Source organism: Streptomyces nojiriensis (assembly GCF_017639205.1).
GTDB classification, from domain to species: domain Bacteria; phylum Actinomycetota; class Actinomycetes; order Streptomycetales; family Streptomycetaceae; genus Streptomyces; species Streptomyces nojiriensis.
Window position 1 is genome coordinate 6,198,102 of sequence record NZ_CP071139.1, and the last position, 16,127, is coordinate 6,214,228.

Genomic DNA, 16,127 nt, shown 5'->3' on the forward strand with positions numbered 1-16,127 from the left:
CAAACGCCGGACGGGCTGAAAATCCAGCCTCACCGGCGATTGAGGCGCGGGTCCGGGCAGCGCCCGGGAAACGGTGAAAGGGCGGGGCGGGGAGAGAAGCCCGCGCAGCGGCTCACGGCGGCGGCCCGGAGGGGCTCGTCGCTCCGCGCAGCGGTCAGGCGGCGGGGGCCGGCACGGGCTCGGTGTCCCGTGAGCCGGCGGCGGCCGGGAGGCGGGTGACGCGCGACCAGGCGGCCAGGGCCTTGAGGGCCGAGCCGGCCGCCAGGCCCCACGCGGCGCCCGCCACACCCCACACCGCGTACCCGCCGAGCAGCAGCCCCACCGACAGCAGCGAGAAGACCACCTGCAACGACAGCGTGGCCTTCGGGGCGAGCACCCGCAGGGTCAGCAGCGCGCACGTGCCGAGCCCCATCACGGCGTACTGCGCCCCCGTGGCCGGCAGCAGCGCGGACGCGCCCGCCCAGGTGTCGCCGAGCAGTTGCCGGCCCAGCCGGTCCGGCAACAGGTACAGGGCCGTGGCCCAGCCCGCGCCGACCGCGGCGAGTACGAGTCCCAGCGCGGCCGTCGCCCGGACCGTGGCCCGCTTGCCGCCGAGCCGGCCGAGCACCGGCGGCCCGAAGGCGTTCGCCGAGTTGAACAGCACGTTCAGCGGCCCGAAGAGCGTGGTCGCACCCCGCAGCGCGCCGACGGCCAGCGGCGTCGCGAAGACGCCGAGACCCAGTACGGCGAGCTGGCTGGAGCCGTTGCCCACCGCGAACTCGACGACGAACCGCTGCCCCAGGTGACCCCGCCGCAGGTACGGCCGCAGGTCACCGCGCACGCCGCGCACGTACGGACGCAGCAGCCACAGCCCCGCGCCCAGCGCCGGCAGCGCGGAGAGCCCCCACGCGAGCACCAGCCGCCCCGCCGAGGCTCCTTCGGGCTGCAGGGCCAGCGCCGCGACCACGCACACCAGCCGCAGCGCGTCGGCGGCCAGTGCCCGCTGCGGGGCGCGCAGCGCGGAGAAGCAGTACCGCAGGCCGTCCTGGAGGAGGACCAGCGGTAGTACGAGGCCCAGGGCGAGGAAGGCGGTCCCGGTGGCCCCGGCCAGGGCGAGGCCCACCACCAGCAGCAGCGCGCCCACGACGGCCGACGCGGCGGCGGTGAAGCCGAGCGCCGAGCGGCACTCGCCGCCGAGCCGCTCGCCCTTCACCAGCACCAGGCTCTGGCCCACGTAGGCCATGTTCAGGCCGAGGAGCACGCTGAAGGTCACGTACACCATCGAGAAGTCGGCGAACCCGGACGCCGAGGACAGCCGGGCGGCCAGCACCAGCACCAGGATGTTCGTGGCGCTGGAGGCGGCCTGGTCCAGGACCGAAGCGACGGCGGCGAGGCCGCGTCGGCTCATCTGCGGCCCATGCGGACGGTGCGCAGCGCGACGGTGTCGGTGCCGTCACCGGGGATGTGCTGTTCGGGCTCGGCCACCTCGTACGGGATCGGCTGGGGCTGCGCCGCGGTCCGCCCGGGCTTCGCGGGGGTCCCGGGACCCCCGGCGGGGCCGGTGGGCGCCGGGCCGGCCTTGTCCTTGTTGCGGCCGCGCTTCTCGCCGGGCAGCGGTGCGTGCAGCACCGCGCCGAGCACGGTGCCGCCGGCGCCGCTGATCAGCTCGCGGATCCGGGACAGGTCGGTGCGGTGCACGGCGCGCGGGTCGCAGACGACCAGGACGCCGTCGACGCGGTCGACGAGGGCGAGGGCGTCGGCGTAGGAGAGCACGGGCGGAGCGAGCACGACGACCGTGGAGTTGGGGGAGTCGGCCTCGGAGATCAGCCGGGTGGCGCGGGCCGAGGTCAGCGAGCGCGGGACGTTGCGCGCCCGCTCGCCCGGGATGAGGTCGAAGGACCCGGACTCCCCGGCGTCCACGACGAGCTGGCGTCCGTCGGGCCATTCGGTGTCGGAGTGGCGGCCGCCCTGGTTCGGGCTGCCCGGGGTCTGGCTCCAGCGCGGCCTGCCGCCGGCGTCCGTCGGCAGCTGGCTGGCCAGGACCGGGGTGCGCAGGTCGGCCTCGATGAGGAGGACGTCCTTGCCGGTCTCCGCGAAGGAGGCGGCGAGGTTCACGGCCACCGCGGCGGCGGTCTCGCTGCTGCCGCGCGGGGCGACGACGAGCAGGCGGCGCCGGTCGGCGAAGCGGGAGTCGTAGGCGAGGCGGAAGGCCACCGAGCGGTACTCCTCGGCGAGCCGGGGATCGGCCTCGCCGGCGGCGAGCAGCGGTCCGCCGCCCATCCGGTCCCGGGGCAGGTAGCCGAGGACGGGGGCGCGCAGGGCCCGGGCGACATCGCCCTCGGAGCGCGGCGCCGGGTCGAAGACGAGGCGGACCCAGGCGGCCAGCAGGCCGAGTGCGAGGCCGACGGCCGCGCCGAGCGCGAGCGACATGACGATGCCGGGCCCGTCGGTGGCGGTGGGCGCGGTCGCGGCGCTGGTGACGCGGCCCGGGGTCATGTCCAGGGCCTCAAGCTTGGTGATCTTGGTGTTGTAGCCGCCGACCTCGCTCTGCAGGTCGGTCTTGGAGGAGCTGGCGGCGTCGCGTCCGGCGCCGGCGGGCATCCGGGCGATCTCCTTCGACAGCTCGTCGAGCTGCTTGGCGATCGGGTCGCGCTGCTCCTTGTACCCCTTGACCATCTTGTCGCGGGTGGCGTCGAGCGCCTCCTGCCGCTTCGTCAGGTAGGCCTCGGTCATCGTGTTGGCGCGCTTGGCGGCCTCCTTGGCGGAGTCCGCGGTGTACGTGAAGCGCAGCACCATGGTCTGCGGCGGGTTGGTGACCTGGAGCCCGCTGCGCAGGGCGGCGAAGCCGGACGCGTCCACGCCGAGCTTCTTCGCCGCCTCGTTGGCTATGGAGGAGCTGAGCGCGACCTGGCGCTCCGAGCCGATGTTGATCGCCTTGTCCGGGGCGAGGCTCGGGTTGAACGGGTCGTCGGTGGGGGCGCGCAGGACGACGTCGGCGGTCGCGACATAGGTGTCGGCCGTGGAGATGCCGAGGTAGACGCCGCCCAGCAGACCGATCCCGATGCCCGCGCCGATGAGCCTGCGGTAGCGCAGGAGCTGCCGGAACTGATCTCTGAGGAGATCGGGTTCGTCGTCGACCGGTGCCGCTGCAGGGCGGTTCGTCTCGATCACGGCCGGGGTCCCCCAAGTGCTTCGTCTATCAGTGCGTCGATGCGGGCCAGGCCCGCTTCGCGGCTCAGATGGGCCGCCACGTGGCGGGGTCCGGCCGCTCCCAGTGCGTCCGCGCCTTCGGGGTCCTCGGCCAGGGCCCGTACGGCCTTCAGCAGGGCCTCGGGGTCCTCCGGCGGTACGAGCACCCCTGCGCCCGAGCGTTCCACCTCCTGGGCGGTTCCGCCCTCCGCGGCCACGGAGGCGACGACGGGCCGACCGGTCTGGAAGTACGAGGTCAGCTTCGACGGGACGCTCATGTCCAGCACGGCGGCGTGCTGCGTGACCGCGAGAACGTCCGCCGCCGCGAGGATATCCGGGAACTCGCCGTCAGCGGCAGGGGGGATGATGTCCAGATTCGGTACATCCGCCGCGAGATCGGACAGAGTCGCCCGCTGACTGCCGTCGCCCATCAGGACGAACCGGACGCTCGGATCCAGCCGGGCGGCGCCGACGAGGACTTCGAGACCCTGCTTGAGGCCCATGTTCCCGGAGTGCAGGACGACGGTCTCGCCGGGGGCCCAGCCGAGGTGGTGGCGGGTCTCGCCGCGCGGCTTGGTGGGCACCGGTACGTGCGACCAGTTGGGGACGAGGCGGATCTTCCCCGGGTCCACGCCCATGCCCACGACCCGGTCCACGAAGGTCTCGTGGATGACGCCGACGAGGGTGGCGCGCTTGAGGGCGTAGGCCTCGGCGCGGCCGGCGATCGCGGCGGCCTTGTCGCCGCCGCTGATCCCGCTCTGCGCGGCGGCGGCGCCCATCAGGTCCTGGACGACCGGGATGTAGGGGACCTTCCAGCGCGCCGCGAGCCGGGCGGCGAGCACTCCGCCGGCCAGGCTGGGCATCTGCGCGAGGACCGCGTCCGGCTTCGGCATCCGGGGCGGGGCCACGGCACCGTGCAGCAGAATCGATCCTTCGAAAAGGGCCCGCTTCACGGCGGTCTGACGCGGCGGCACGGTGTGCGCACGCCGGTGCACGGTGACCCCCGCGCGCTGTTCCGTGCGCTGGAACGCCCCCTTGTACTCGGGTTCGAGCGACCACGCCGGGTAGTGCGGCATGCCGGCCAGCACGTGGGTCTCGTGACCGAGATCCGCCCAGTGCTCCGCGATCTGTGTCGCATACGGGCCGATCCCCGCGTGCTCCGGAGCGTAATTGGTGGAAACCAGCAGCATGCGCCGCTGACCGGATCTGGACACCGTGCGTCCCCTCTTCCCCTGGATGATGCGCACGTCACCCTATTCGTTCACCCGCGTGCTGCGGAACGTGCACGCTATTGTCTGCTAATCCGCTGCACCGGGGGGTGTGGCTGCTGGGGGTAAATGATGACGGAGCACGACATGTCCGACCTTGGCGCGCCTGCGCGTCGACCGTACCGAGTCGGCTACGCGCCCGGCGCCTACGATCTGTTCCACATCGGACATCTCAACATCCTTCGGCACGCCCGGAGCCAGTGCGACTACCTGGTGGCCGGAGTGGTCTCGGACGAGATGGCCGAACTTGCCAAGGGGCGCCGCCCGATGATCCCGCTCGTCGAGCGGCTGGAGATCGTCCGCAGCGTGAAGTACGTCGACGCGGCCTTCGTCGAGACGGTCCCCGACAAGGTGGAGACCTGGAAGCAGGTCCGCTTCGACGTCATCTTCAAGGGCGACGACTGGCGCGGCACGCCCAAGGGCGACCGGCTGGAGAAGGACTTCGCCGCCCACGGCGTCGACGTCGTGTACTTCCCCTACACCGTGCACACTTCCAGCACCCAGCTGCGCCGGGCACTGGACGCGCTCGCGGAACCGGTCCAGGCACCAAACCAGGTCACCGGCGAACGGCGCTGAGCTCCCGGAACCACTTCGCCAGGAACGCCAGCAGGAACAGTGCGGCGACCACGCCCAGTCCCGCGTACGCCCACACGAACAGCTTCCCGCCGCCGAGCAGCAGGAACACCAGGCAGAACACCCCGTAGTCCACGGGCAGCAGGGCCACCGCGCGCGCGGTCGACGGCGCGGCCGCCGGGCTGCCGGGAGCCGGCTTGGGCTTCAGCTTCTCGGTCAGCAGCCCGCCGAAGAAGGTCACCACCGCGGCGAACTGGAAGCCCAGCGGCACCAGCAGCCAGCCGTCCGCACCCGTCCCGTACGCGTCGGGGAAGCGGTAGATGGCGATCAGCACGCAGGAGTGCAGGGCGGTGAGCTTGGCGGCGTCCACCACGTGGTCGAGCCATTCGCCGGCCGCGCTGCCGCCGCCGCGCAGCCGGGCGAGCTGCCCGTCGGCGGAGTCGAAGGCGAAACCGACGGCGAGGGCGGCCCACACCGCGATCCCCAGCCCCCACGAGGGGGCGGCCAGCGCGACCGCGGCCACGGCGGCGAAGCTGAAGGCGGCACTGATCAGCGTCACCTGGTTCGGGGTGAGCCCCAGCGCGTACGAACCGGCGGCCAGGTACCGCCCGGTGGGCCGGTTGACGAACCGGGAGTAGAGCGACACCCCCTTCGCCGACTTCTGCGCCCCGCGCAGTTCCTGCAGCGCGGTCGTGACTCTGCCCATGCAGGGCCCCCCTCCGAGACGATGTTCGAACACATCATCGCAGGACGGGTGAGCGGGTCGGTTCCGGATCTCTTCGGACGTCCGGAAGCAGCAGTACGGACAGGTTCGCGGCGGCGCTGAGGGCGGCCGCGACCAGCAGCGGAACCGTGGCCCCGACGGCGGCGGCCAGCGGGGCGGCCACTGCCAGCCCCAGGGGGCGCGCGGCGAACGAGATGAGGGTGTCGAAGGATCCGACCCGGCCCAGGGTCTCCAGCGGGATGCGGCGCTGCATCTCCGTCTCCCACAGCGGACTCAGCACCCCCAGGCCGAACATGGCGCAGCAGAAGGCGGCCGCGGTCACCGGGAGCGGCAGCCGCAGCGCGAAGGCGGTGAGGGGCAGTGCCTGGGCGGCGGCCCCGACGGCCACCCCGTACAGCGGCCGGCGCAGCGGCAGCCGCCCGGCGGTCCAGACGCCGGCGAGCATGCCGACCGTGCCGGTCTGGGCGACGACCACCCAGGAGCCCTCGCCGCCCAGGCTCTCCATGGCGATCACCGGGCCGAGGGTGAGGAGCAGTCCGGCCGCCAGGTGCCAGACCCCGTGGGCCAGCACGTTGGCGAGGAACCACGGGTGGCGGCGGGTCTCGGCCCAGCCCGCGCGCAGTTCGGCGCCGAAGGCGGCGCGCGGCGCGGTCCGCGGGACCGGGGTCGTGCGCAGGCCGCCGAGGGTGAGCGCGGAGAGGGCGAACAGGGCCGCTGTGAGCAGCGAGGCCCAGCCGCCGCCGACGGTCAGTGCCAGCGAACCGGCGGCGGCTGGGGCCGCGACGTTCGCGAGCCCGGTGGCCACCCCGAGCCGGGTGTTGGCGCGCAGCCGCCCGTCCTCGGGAACCGCGGCCGCGACGAGCGTGCGTACGGCGGGCGTGCCGAAGGCCACCGCGGCTCCGGTCACGGCGGCGAGCGCCGCCAGCTCCGGGATGCGGCCGCTCGGCCCGGTCATGAGCAGGGCTCCGGTCGCCAGTTGGGCCCCGGCCCGCACCAGGTCGGCGACGAGCACCACCCGCCGGGCGGGGAACCGGTCGGCGGCCACCCCGGCGACGGGCAGCAGGAGCAGCATGGGCAGCAGCTCGCTGGCGAGCACGAGGCCGAGGTCGCCGGAGGAACCGGCCCGCAGGAGGGCCAGGGTGAGGGTGGTGGGGACGAGCGCGGAGGCGAAGGCGGCGAAGGTACGGCCGACGAGCAGTCGCCGGATCGGCGTGATCATGCGCGGACGTTATTTCGCCAGCGAATCATTCGTCAACGAAATATTGGCCCGGGGTCCGGAGGGGGACGGGACATAATGCGGGCATGGGAACCGAGACGGGTGCGATCCGGGCGCGCACGCCCGGGCCGGCCGAGGTGCCGGCCGAGGGGCCGGCCGCAGGGCCGGCCGAGGACTCGGTCGACCGGCACATCGCCCGGTGGACGGGCAAAGTGCCCTTCGACGTGCCCACCGAGGCCGTCATCACCCGCATCCAGCTCCTCGCCAAGCACGTGTCGCACGGCAAGGAACGGGCACTGGCGGAGACCGGCCTCCAGGCCTTCGAGTTCGAGACGATGCACCGGCTCGCCTCCCGCGGCGCACCCTGGCGGGCACCCTCCGCAGAGCTGGCCGCCGAACTGCTCCTCTCCCCGGCCGGGATGACCGGCCGCCTCGACACCCTGGAGAAGTCCGGCCTGGTCCGCCGGCTGCGCGCCGCCGCCGACCGCCGCCGGGTCGACGTGGAGCTCACCGAGGAGGGCCGCCGGCGGTGGACCGACGCCATGCGCTGGCGCGGCATCGCCGAGGCCGAGATGATCGGGCCCCTCGACGACGCCGAACGCGCAGCGCTCGCCGCCCTCCTCAAGCGGATGCTCCTGTCGGTCGAGACCCGCTGACCCGCAGCAGGAGCACCGAGCGGGCCGGCACGGTCAGGGCCTCCCCGGCGCGGTGCAGGGTCCCGGGGACGGCTGCCTGCTCCTCCAGGGAGGTGTCCAGGACCAGTTCGTACGCCTCCGCCCACGGCGCCCCCGGCAGCACCCACGCCACCGGCCGGTCCCCGGTGTGCAGCAGCGCGAGGAAGCTGTCGTCCGTCACCTGGCGGCCCCGCTCGTCACGGCCGGGGATGTCCCGCCCCGACAGGTACATCCCCAGCGAGGCGGACGGCGCGTACCAGTCCCGCTCCGTCATCTCCGCGCCCGCCGGGGTGAACCAGGCCAGGTCCCGCAGCCCGTCCGCACCCTGCGAACGCCCCGAGAAGAACGCCCGCCGCCGCAGCACCGGATGGGCGTGGCGCAGCGCGATCAGCCGGGAGGCCAGGGCGAAGAGCGACTGCCAGGCCGGATCCTCCAGCAGCGACCAGTCCACCCAGCCCGTCTCGTTGTCCTGGCAGTACGCGTTGTTGTTGCCGTGCTGCGTCCGCCCGAACTCGTCCCCGGCCACCAGCATCGGCACGCCCGTGGACAGCAGCAGCGTGGTGAGCAGGTTGCGCAGCTGGCGGCGGCGCAGCACGCCGATCCGGGGATCGTCGCTCTCGCCCTCCGCCCCGCAGTTCCACGACCGGTTGTCATGGGTCCCGTCCCGGTTCGCCTCCCCGTTCTCCTCGTTGTGCTTGCGCTCGTACGACACCAGGTCGCGCAGGGTGAAACCGTCGTGCGCGGTCACGAAGTTCACCGAGGCGTACGGCCGCCGCCCGCCCCACGCGTACAGGTCGCTGGAGCCAGACAGCCGGTAGCCGAGGTCCCGTACGTCGGGCAGCGCACCCCGCCAGAAGTCCCGTACGGCGTCCCGGTAACGGTCGTTCCACTCCGTCCACAGCGGCGGGAACGCCCCCACCTGGTAGCCGCCCGAGCCCACGTCCCACGGCTCGGCGATGAGTTTCACCCGCCGCAGCACCGGATCCTGGGCGATCACCGCGAGGAACGGCGACAGCATGTCCACGTCGTGCATCGACCGGGCCAGCGCCGCCGCCAGATCGAAGCGGAAGCCGTCCACCCCCATCTCGGTGACCCAGTAGCGCAGCGAGTCGGTGATCAGCCGCAGCACGTTCGGGCGCCCCGCGTGCAGGGTGTTCCCGCAGCCCGTGTAGTCGGAGTACCGCCGCTGGTCGGACTGGAGCCGGTAGTAGCCCCGGTTGTCGATCCCGCGCAGCGAGAGCGTCGGACCCAGCTCGCCCGCCTCCGCCGTGTGGTTGTAGACCACGTCGAGGATGACCTCGATCCCGGCCGCGTGCAGGGCCCGGACCATCCGCTTGAACTCCCCGACCTGCTGCCCGGCCGTACCGCTCGCCGAGTACGCCGCGTGCGGGGCGAAGTAGCCGATCGAGTTGTAGCCCCAGTAGTTGCGCAGCCCCCGGCGCAGCAGATGGTCCTCGTGCGCGAACTGGTGCACCGGCAGCAGCTCGACCGCCGTCACGCCCAGCCCCGTCAGGTGCTCGATCGCCGCCGGGTGGGCCAGGCCCGCGTAGGTGCCGCGCAGTTCCTCGGGAATACCCGGATGGCGCATCGTGAAGCCGCGCACGTGCAGCTCGTAGATCACCGAATCGGCCCACGGGGTCTTCGGCCGGACGTCGTCCGCCCAGTCGTCGTCATCGTGGACGACCACGCCCTTCGGGACGAACGGCGCGGAGTCCCGGTCGTCGCGCACGGTGTCCGCGATGTACTGCTGCGGCCAGTCCCGGACGTGCGCGTACACCTCCGGGGGCAGCGTGAAGTCCCCGTCCACGGCCCGCGCGTACGGGTCCAGGAGCAGCTTCGCCGGGTTGTACCGGGCGCCCGTCCAGGGATCCCAGCGGCCGTGCACCCGGAATCCGTACCGCTGCCCGGGGCGTACGCCCGGCACGAACCCGTGCCAGATCTCGTGCGTGTGCTCCGTCAGGGTGCAGCGGGTCTCGGAGCCGGCCTCGTCGAACAGACACACCTCCACCGCCTCCGCACCCTGCGCCCACAGGGCGAAATTGGTGCCCGCGGTCCCGTCCGGACCGTGGTGGAACCGGGCCCCCAGCGGATGCGAGGACCCTGGCCACACCGGCGCCCCCGGGCGCGCGTGCACCCGTAACACCTGGCCCCTGACCTGGCCGTTCGGCCGCTCCTTCAATCGGCCGTCGATCTGCGGTACGGGTGCGGCCCGGCCGCTCCGCACCGCTTCCGCGGCATTGCTGACGGCTTCCACCGCCTCCTGCTCGGCTGCGCTCGACACTGCCCGCCTCCACGGCTCCTGGGTACCGGCGGGGGTAGGGGAGAGTGCGGCCCCGGCGTCCCGGCCTGGGCCCGCCCCCGTCTGGTCCTTCACACTGTTCTGCCCGGACAGTTCTGCCCGGAACGTGGCCCGCGCTCACGTTTCCCCCGCAGCGCCCGGTCGTTGGAGGGATCGTGACACTTCTGACGAGGCGGGCAGGGGCGGGCTTGGCCGCCGTGGCGGCATGGGCGGGCCTGCTGGGCGGCCTGGCCGGATGCACCCAGGACGGCAAGGCCCCGGTCGAGATCCAGCTGCCCGGCAAACCCCGCTCGCCGGACGAGGCCATCCGCATCACCCCCGACGACAACGCGAAGGGGGTCCCCGCGGACGGACGGTTGTCGGTCACCGTGCCCGAGGGCCGCCTGGAGCGGGTCGTCGTCACCAAGGTGGAGGACGCGCAGCAGGAGCAGGTCCCCGGCGCCATCGCCGACGACGGGCTCAGCTGGAGCCCCGACCCCGCGACCGGACGGCTCGCGCTCGCGGCCAAGTACACCGTGGACGCCGTCGCCCTCGACGGGCACGACCGCCGCCAGGCCCGCCACACCACCTTCACCACCTACGTTCCCGAGGAGCGGTTCATCGGCTACTTCAAGCCCGAGAACCGCTCGACCGTCGGCATCGGGATGATCGTCTCCTTCCGGTTCAGCCAGGCGATCGAGCGCCGAGCCGAAGTGGAGCGGGCCATTTCCGTCACCTCGGATCCGGGTGTGCAGGTCGTCGGCCACTGGTTCGGGCGGGAGCGGCTCGACTTCCGGCCCAAGGAGTACTGGAAGCCGGGCACCAAGGTCACCGTGAAGATGGACCTGCGCGACATCGAGGGCGCGCCCGGCGCGTACGGCATCCAGGACAAGACCGTCGGCTTCACCGTCGGCCGCTCCCAGGTCTCCACGGTGGACGCGGACGCGCACACCATGGAGGTCCGCCGGAACGGGCAGCTGGTGTCGACCGTGCCGATCAGCGCCGGGGCGCCCAAGACCACCACCTACAACGGCAAGATGGTGGTGATGGAGATGTTCGACGTCACCCGCATGAACGGCCAGACCGTCGGCTTCGGCGGCGAGTACGACATCCCCGACGTCCCGCACGCCATGCGGCTCACCTCCTCCGGAACCTTCCTGCACGGGAACTACTGGTCCAGCCCCGACACCTTCGGCACCACCAACGTGAGCCACGGCTGCGTGGGCCTGCGCGACGACAAGGGCGGCGGCTCCGACACCCCGGCCGGCTGGTTCTTCGACCGGACCCTCGTCGGGGACGTGGTGGAGGTCGTGAACTCGCAGGACAAGACGGTCGCCCCGGACAACGGGCTGGGCGGCTGGAACATGTCCTGGGCGGACTGGGTCGCCGGCTCCGCCATCGCCTGACCGACAGGACACCCCTCGGACCGCCCCGCCCGGGAGAGTGATCACTGTGATCGAAATGCCGTAGCGGAGAGTGTCCCCGGCGCGTCCGGCCGAAGCCTGCCCCAGCCTGTCAGGGCACATCAGGGCAGCAGGCAACGGACGGAGCGTCATGTCAGCAAGGAACTGGACCCTCGGGCTCGCGATCGGAGCCGTACTGGCCTCCGCCGCGCCCGCGGCCTCCGCGGAGGGTCCCGGTGGCGACCGCCCGGCGGCGGTCGCCAGAGCTCCGCTTCCCGGGGGGCTGGGGCCCTGCGTCCCGGGAGACTGCCCCGACCCGTACCCGGCCATCGGCACCGACGGCATCCCCCAGGGCCGGGACAACGGCATCAACATCTTCGCGGGGGGCGACTTCCGGGTCCGGGGCCGGGCCTCCGAGGCCGAAGGCCGGCTCGTCGTCCTCGGCGACTTCGACCAGGACAAGCAGGCGGGCGGGGACAGCCGCTACAACGTGGGCATCGTCGGCGCCGGTTCGAGGGTGCCCCCGCCCGCCGGCGCCGACTTCCTCACCACCGGCGGCTCGGTCACCGTCGCCGCGGGCGAACGCCTGCTCGCCGACGGCGGTGTGGTCCGGTACGCCGGCTCCGTCGAGGGCGCGGTGACGGGCCGCCCGGTCGGCGACCCCGCCGCCGTCACCCCGTACGCGGGGCTGCGCGACCGGCTCAGCGCCGCCAGCCAGTGCTACGCACGGGTCGACGGGCAGCCGCGCCGCGCCACCGGCACGGCCGTCGACAACGGCTACGAGACGCTCTTCACCGGCGACGGCACCTCCTCGCTCCAGGTCTTCAACATCGACGCGAACCTGGTCGGCAACGGGGGCGGCCAGCAGGGCATCCGGTTCGCGCGGATCCCGGACACGGCCACCGTGCTGGTGAACGTCCTGGGCGCCACCCGCACGATCAGCACGTACAGCGGCGGCATCCAGGACACCGACCCCCTCAACGCCTACCGCGACCGGCTGCTGTGGAACTTCCCGGACGCCACCACCGTGAACCTGACCGGTGGCGGCCAGTTCCAGGGCAGCTTCCTCATGGGGCAGCAGTCCTCGGAGACCACCGTCACCCTGCCCGGCATCAACGGGCGCTTCTTCACCACCGGCTCCGTCACCCACGGCAGCAGCACGACCGGGGGCGGCGGCCAGGAGTTCCACGCCTACCCCTTCAACGGCGACCTGCCCGACTGCGCCGGCCCGGTCCCGGTGACGGGCTCGGTCTCGGTGCTCAAGCGGGACGCGGGGACGGGCGCGGCGCTGCAGGGGGCACGGTTCGAACTGTGGCGGGAGACGAACGGGAGGGACGGACTGCAGGACACCGCCCCGGGCGCCGACACCCTCGTCGCCGAGTGCACGACGCCGGGCTCCGGCATCTGCGAGCGGACCGGCGAGCCCGGTACGTACTACTGGCGCGAGACCGGGGCGCCGCCCGGCTACGACCTGGACGACACCGTCCACGAGCTGACCCTCACCGCCGAGAACGCCGCGGCCGGGGTCCGGTACGAGGCGGACAACCGGCGCACCCCCGAGCCGCCGGACACCGCACGGGTGGTGCTGCGCAAGACCGACCGGGCCACCGGGCTCCCGCTGGCGGGTGCGCGGTTCGACCTGTGGCGGGAGAGCAACGGCTCCACCGGACTGCAGACGGACCAGCCGGGCGGCGACACCCGTCTCGACGGGGCCTGCGTGACCGACACCCAGGGCACCTGCACGGTGGAGCTGCCGATCGGGCACACGTACTACTGGCGGGAGACCGCCGCCCCGGTCGGGTACGAGACCCCGGCCGACCCGGCCACCCGGTTCGACCTGGACCTGGGTGACGTCGCGGACGGCGTCGTCGTCGACGTCGCGAACACCCCGGTGAGCGAGGAGTACGAGGGCCGGATCCGGGTCGTGAAGCAGGACGCGCGGACCAGGCAGCCGCTGCGCGGCGCGGTCTTCGAGCTGTGGCAGGAGACCAACAACACCCCGGGCCTGCAGACGCGCGGCAGCAACGCCGACCACCGGGCCGCCCCGGGCTGCACCACCGACCGGACCGGCGTCTGCGACTTCGGCCCGCTCCCCGAGGGCTGGTACTACCTGGTCGAGACGGCGGTCCCCGCGGGTTACGTCCTGCCGGCCGACCGGGTCACCGGCCCGCTGCGCCTCGACATCGGCACGCCGGACCGGCGCATCGTGGTCACGCTGCGGAACAAGCCGGTCGACCACGGCAAGGACGACCACGGCAAGGACGACCACGGCAAGGGCGACCACGGGAAGGACAAGCACCCCAAGCAGCCGAAGCACCCCAAGGGCGACCACGGCAAGGGCAAGCACCCCCAGCAGGCGAAGCACCCGAAGGGCGGCCCCGGGAAGGGCAAGCACCCTCAGCACTCCAAGCACTCCAAGCACCCGCACCCGAAACACTCCAAGCACCCGCACCCGAAGCACTCCAAGCACTCCAAGGGCCCCCGGGCCTGACCCCTCGGCGGCCGCCCCCTCGGGATTGGCCTGATCCACTACCGTGCCCCGGTCACGGGGGGCGGCCGCCGCGGCACTTCTCCGGGCAGTTGGGACGGAACGGTGACAAGACCGTGGCTCATCGTGATCCCTCCGTGTGATTACCTGTCAACAAGCGCGCGACAGTCCGCGCGCGGGGGACATGGGGAGAACACGAGTGAACCTGCAGCCGATACGCGGCCGCGCCCGCACCGGCCTGCCGGCCCTTCTGCTGGGGGCGGCCCTGCTGTTCACCACCGCGTGCGGTGGCGGTGGCGGCGGTAACAGCGGCAGCAGCGGTGGCGACAACGCCGGGGGCGGCGCCAAGACCGGCACCGAGGCCTCCAAGGCGGTCGTCAGCGTCAAGCCCGACGACGGGGCCAAGGAAGTCGCCACCAGCGGCGTCCTGAAGATATCGAGCACGGGCGGCAAGCTCAGCACGGTGACCGTGGCGGACACCAAGGGCAACGCGGTCGAGGGCAAGCTCGCCGACGACGGCGCGTCCTGGGAGCCGGCCCGCCACCTGGCCTCCGCCACCGAGTACAAGGTGCACGCGGTCGCCAAGGACGAGGCCGGCCGGGAATCCGCCAAGGACACCACCTTCACCACCCTGACCCCGACCAACACCTTCGTGGGCCACTACACGCCCGAGGACGGCGCCACCGTCGGCGTCGGCATGCCGGTCTCGATCAACTTCACCCGGGGGATCACCAACCCCGAGGCCGTCGAGAAGGCCATCACGGTCACGGCCGAGCCGGCCGTCCAGATCGAGGGCCACTGGTTCGGCAACGACCGCCTCGACTTCCGCCCCGAGAACTACTGGGCCGCGGGCACCAAGGTCACCGTGAAGCTCGCCCTCGACGGGGTCGAAGGCCGCCCCGGCGTCTACGGCAAGCAGACCCGCACGGTCACCTTCACCATCGGCCGCTCCCAGGTCTCCACGGTCGACGCGAGCACCAAGCAGATGGAGGTCGTCCGTGACGGCCAGGTGTTCAAGAACGTCCCGATCACCGCGGGCGCCCCGTCGACGACCACGTACAACGGTCAGATGGTCATCAGCGAGAAGTACGAGGTGACCCGGATGAACGGCGCGACCGTCGGCTTCGGCGGCGAGTACGACATCGCCGACGTCCCGCACGCCATGCGCCTGTCGCAGTCGGGCACCTTCGTCCACGGCAACTACTGGGCCTCCTCCGGCACCTTCGGCTCGTCGAACGTCAGCCACGGCTGTGTGGGCCTGCGCGACCAGCGCGGCGGCGGCGACCCCGACGCGCCCGCGGCCTGGTTCTTCAACGAGTCGATGATCGGCGACGTGGTCGTCGTGAAGAACTCGAAGGACAAGCAGATCGCCCCGGACAACGGCCTCAACGGCTGGAACATGCCGTGGGCGGAGTGGATCAAGTAAGTACGCCGCCCACGCGGTCGGAGTGGCCCGGTGCTGTGACCCACAGCACCGGGCCACTTCACGTTAACCGGCGCTAACCTGACCCGTATGACCCTCTCTCTCGAAGTCTCCGAAGGCGTCGGCACCATCCGCCTGGACCGGCCGCCCATGAACGCCCTGGACATCGCGACCCAGGACCGGCTGCGCGAGCTCGCGGTGGAGGCGACCGACCGGACCGACGTCCGCGCGGTCATCATCTACGGCGGCGAGAAGGTGTTCGCGGCGGGCGCGGACATCAAGGAGATGCAGACGATGGACCACGAGGCGATGGTCGCCCGGTCCCGCGCGCTCCAGGACGCCTTCACCGCCGTCGCGCGGATCCCCAAGCCCGTCGTCGCGGCCATCACCGGTTACGCGCTGGGCGGCGGGTGCGAGCTCGCACTGTGCGCCGACTACCGGATCGCCGCCGACAACGCCAAGCTCGGCCAGCCCGAGATCCTGCTCGGCCTGATCCCGGGCGCGGGCGGCACCCAGCGGCTGTCCCGGCTGATCGGACCGTCCAAGGCCAAGGACCTGATCTTCACCGGGCGCATGGTCAAGGCCGACGAGGCGCTGACCCTCGGCCTGGTCGACCGTGTGGTGCCCGCCGCCGAGGTGTACGAGCAGGCGCACTCCTGGGCCGCCAAGCTGGCGCAGGGGCCCGCGATCGCGCTGCGTGCCGCCAAGGAGTGCGTGGACGCGGGTCTGGAGGCCGACATCGACACCGGTCTCACCATCGAACGCAACTGGTTCGCGGGCCTGTTCGCCACCGAGGACCGCGAGCGCGGGATGCGCAGTTTCGTCGAAGAGGGCCCGGGCAAGGCGAAGTTCGTCTGAGCCGACACCTCGGCCGAGGACCCCGGTCCTCCCTGTGGGTGGATTAGCCAGGCC

12 protein-coding genes are annotated in these 16,127 nt (G+C 72.7%); 6 read left to right on the forward strand and 6 right to left on the reverse strand.

Annotated features, from left to right (window positions below; genetic code table 11):
- Nucleotides 1–154: 154 nt before the first annotated feature.
- Genes JYK04_RS29005 through JYK04_RS29015 form a run of 3 tightly spaced genes read right to left on the reverse strand, consistent with a single transcriptional unit; the run spans nt 155 to nt 4,358 of the window.
- On the reverse strand, nt 155–1,387 hold the full coding sequence (locus tag JYK04_RS29005) for an MATE family efflux transporter (RefSeq protein WP_189742978.1): 1,233 nt from the start codon (nt 1,385–1,387) through the stop codon (nt 155–157).
- Complete coding sequence (locus JYK04_RS29010; protein WP_189742976.1) at nt 1,384–3,150, reverse strand: lipopolysaccharide biosynthesis protein; 1,767 nt, start codon at nt 3,148–3,150, stop codon at nt 1,384–1,386. Before JYK04_RS29010 ends, JYK04_RS29005 begins: the two co-directional genes overlap by 4 nt.
- Nucleotides 3,147–4,358 (reverse strand): glycosyltransferase, encoded by a 1,212-nt coding sequence (locus JYK04_RS29015; RefSeq protein WP_189743227.1) that lies wholly within the window; start codon nt 4,356–4,358, stop codon nt 3,147–3,149. The genes JYK04_RS29010 and JYK04_RS29015 overlap by 4 nt, the downstream gene beginning before the upstream one ends.
- Nucleotides 4,359–4,508: 150 nt before the next feature.
- Between JYK04_RS29015 and JYK04_RS29020 the strand changes: the two genes are divergently transcribed.
- Nucleotides 4,509–5,012 carry an FAD synthase family protein gene (locus JYK04_RS29020; RefSeq protein ID WP_373297476.1) on the forward strand — a complete coding sequence of 168 codons (504 nt, stop codon included), beginning with the start codon at nt 4,509–4,511 and terminating at the stop codon, nt 5,010–5,012.
- Here the strand turns inward: JYK04_RS29020 and JYK04_RS29025 are convergent.
- Entirely contained in the window at nt 4,993–5,715 is a 723-nt protein-coding gene (locus tag JYK04_RS29025; RefSeq protein ID WP_189742972.1) for a CDP-alcohol phosphatidyltransferase family protein, read from the reverse strand. The genes JYK04_RS29020 and JYK04_RS29025 overlap by 20 nt on opposite strands.
- A 34-nt stretch (nt 5,716–5,749) precedes the next feature.
- Entirely contained in the window at nt 5,750–6,952 is a 1,203-nt protein-coding gene (locus JYK04_RS29030) for an MFS transporter (RefSeq protein ID WP_189742970.1), read from the reverse strand.
- Nucleotides 6,953–7,035: 83 nt separating this feature from the next.
- On the opposite strand from JYK04_RS29030, the gene JYK04_RS29035 reads away from it, so the two are divergent.
- Nucleotides 7,036–7,605: a MarR family winged helix-turn-helix transcriptional regulator gene (locus JYK04_RS29035; RefSeq protein ID WP_189742968.1), complete on the forward strand. Its 570-nt coding sequence runs from the start codon at nt 7,036–7,038 to the stop codon at nt 7,603–7,605.
- Here JYK04_RS29035 and glgX read toward each other — a convergent pair.
- On the reverse strand, nt 7,571–9,904 hold the full coding sequence (glgX, locus tag JYK04_RS29040; RefSeq protein ID WP_189742966.1) for a glycogen debranching protein GlgX: 2,334 nt from the start codon (nt 9,902–9,904) through the stop codon (nt 7,571–7,573). The two genes, JYK04_RS29035 and glgX, sit on opposite strands and share 35 nt — an antisense overlap.
- 182 nt (nt 9,905–10,086) lie before the next feature.
- On the opposite strand from glgX, the gene JYK04_RS29045 reads away from it, so the two are divergent.
- From JYK04_RS29045 to JYK04_RS29060, 4 genes are all read left to right on the forward strand, one after another.
- Nucleotides 10,087–11,307 (forward strand): L,D-transpeptidase, encoded by a 1,221-nt coding sequence (locus JYK04_RS29045; protein WP_189743225.1) that lies wholly within the window; start codon nt 10,087–10,089, stop codon nt 11,305–11,307.
- Between the two features lie 148 nt (nt 11,308–11,455).
- Nucleotides 11,456–13,795, forward strand: coding sequence for a choice-of-anchor A family protein (locus JYK04_RS29050; protein ID WP_189742964.1), 2,340 nt, complete (start codon nt 11,456–11,458; stop codon nt 13,793–13,795).
- 181 nt (nt 13,796–13,976) lie between these two features.
- Nucleotides 13,977–15,218, forward strand: a complete 1,242-nt coding sequence (locus tag JYK04_RS29055; protein WP_189742962.1) for a L,D-transpeptidase — start codon at nt 13,977–13,979, stop codon at nt 15,216–15,218.
- A gap of 87 nt (nt 15,219–15,305) precedes the next feature.
- Nucleotides 15,306–16,073: an enoyl-CoA hydratase/isomerase family protein gene (locus tag JYK04_RS29060; RefSeq protein WP_189742960.1), complete on the forward strand. Its 768-nt coding sequence runs from the start codon at nt 15,306–15,308 to the stop codon at nt 16,071–16,073.
- Nucleotides 16,074–16,127 lie beyond the last annotated feature (54 nt).

Coding starts and splice junctions, on each gene's coding strand:
- JYK04_RS29005 (WP_189742978.1), bottom strand. CDS start 1,387: ATGAGCCGACGCGGCCTCGCCGCCGTCGCTTCGGTCCTGGACCAGGCC.
- JYK04_RS29015 (WP_189743227.1), bottom strand. CDS start 4,358: ATGCTGCTGGTTTCCACCAATTACGCTCCGGAGCACGCGGGGATCGGC.
- JYK04_RS29020 (WP_373297476.1), top strand. CDS start 4,509: ATGACGGAGCACGACATGTCCGACCTTGGCGCGCCTGCGCGTCGACCG.
- JYK04_RS29025 (WP_189742972.1), bottom strand. CDS start 5,715: ATGGGCAGAGTCACGACCGCGCTGCAGGAACTGCGCGGGGCGCAGAAG.
- JYK04_RS29030 (WP_189742970.1), bottom strand. CDS start 6,952: ATGATCACGCCGATCCGGCGACTGCTCGTCGGCCGTACCTTCGCCGCC.
- JYK04_RS29035 (WP_189742968.1), top strand. CDS start 7,036: ATGGGAACCGAGACGGGTGCGATCCGGGCGCGCACGCCCGGGCCGGCC.
- JYK04_RS29050 (WP_189742964.1), top strand. CDS start 11,456: ATGTCAGCAAGGAACTGGACCCTCGGGCTCGCGATCGGAGCCGTACTG.
- JYK04_RS29055 (WP_189742962.1), top strand. CDS start 13,977: ATGGGGAGAACACGAGTGAACCTGCAGCCGATACGCGGCCGCGCCCGC.
- JYK04_RS29060 (WP_189742960.1), top strand. CDS start 15,306: ATGACCCTCTCTCTCGAAGTCTCCGAAGGCGTCGGCACCATCCGCCTG.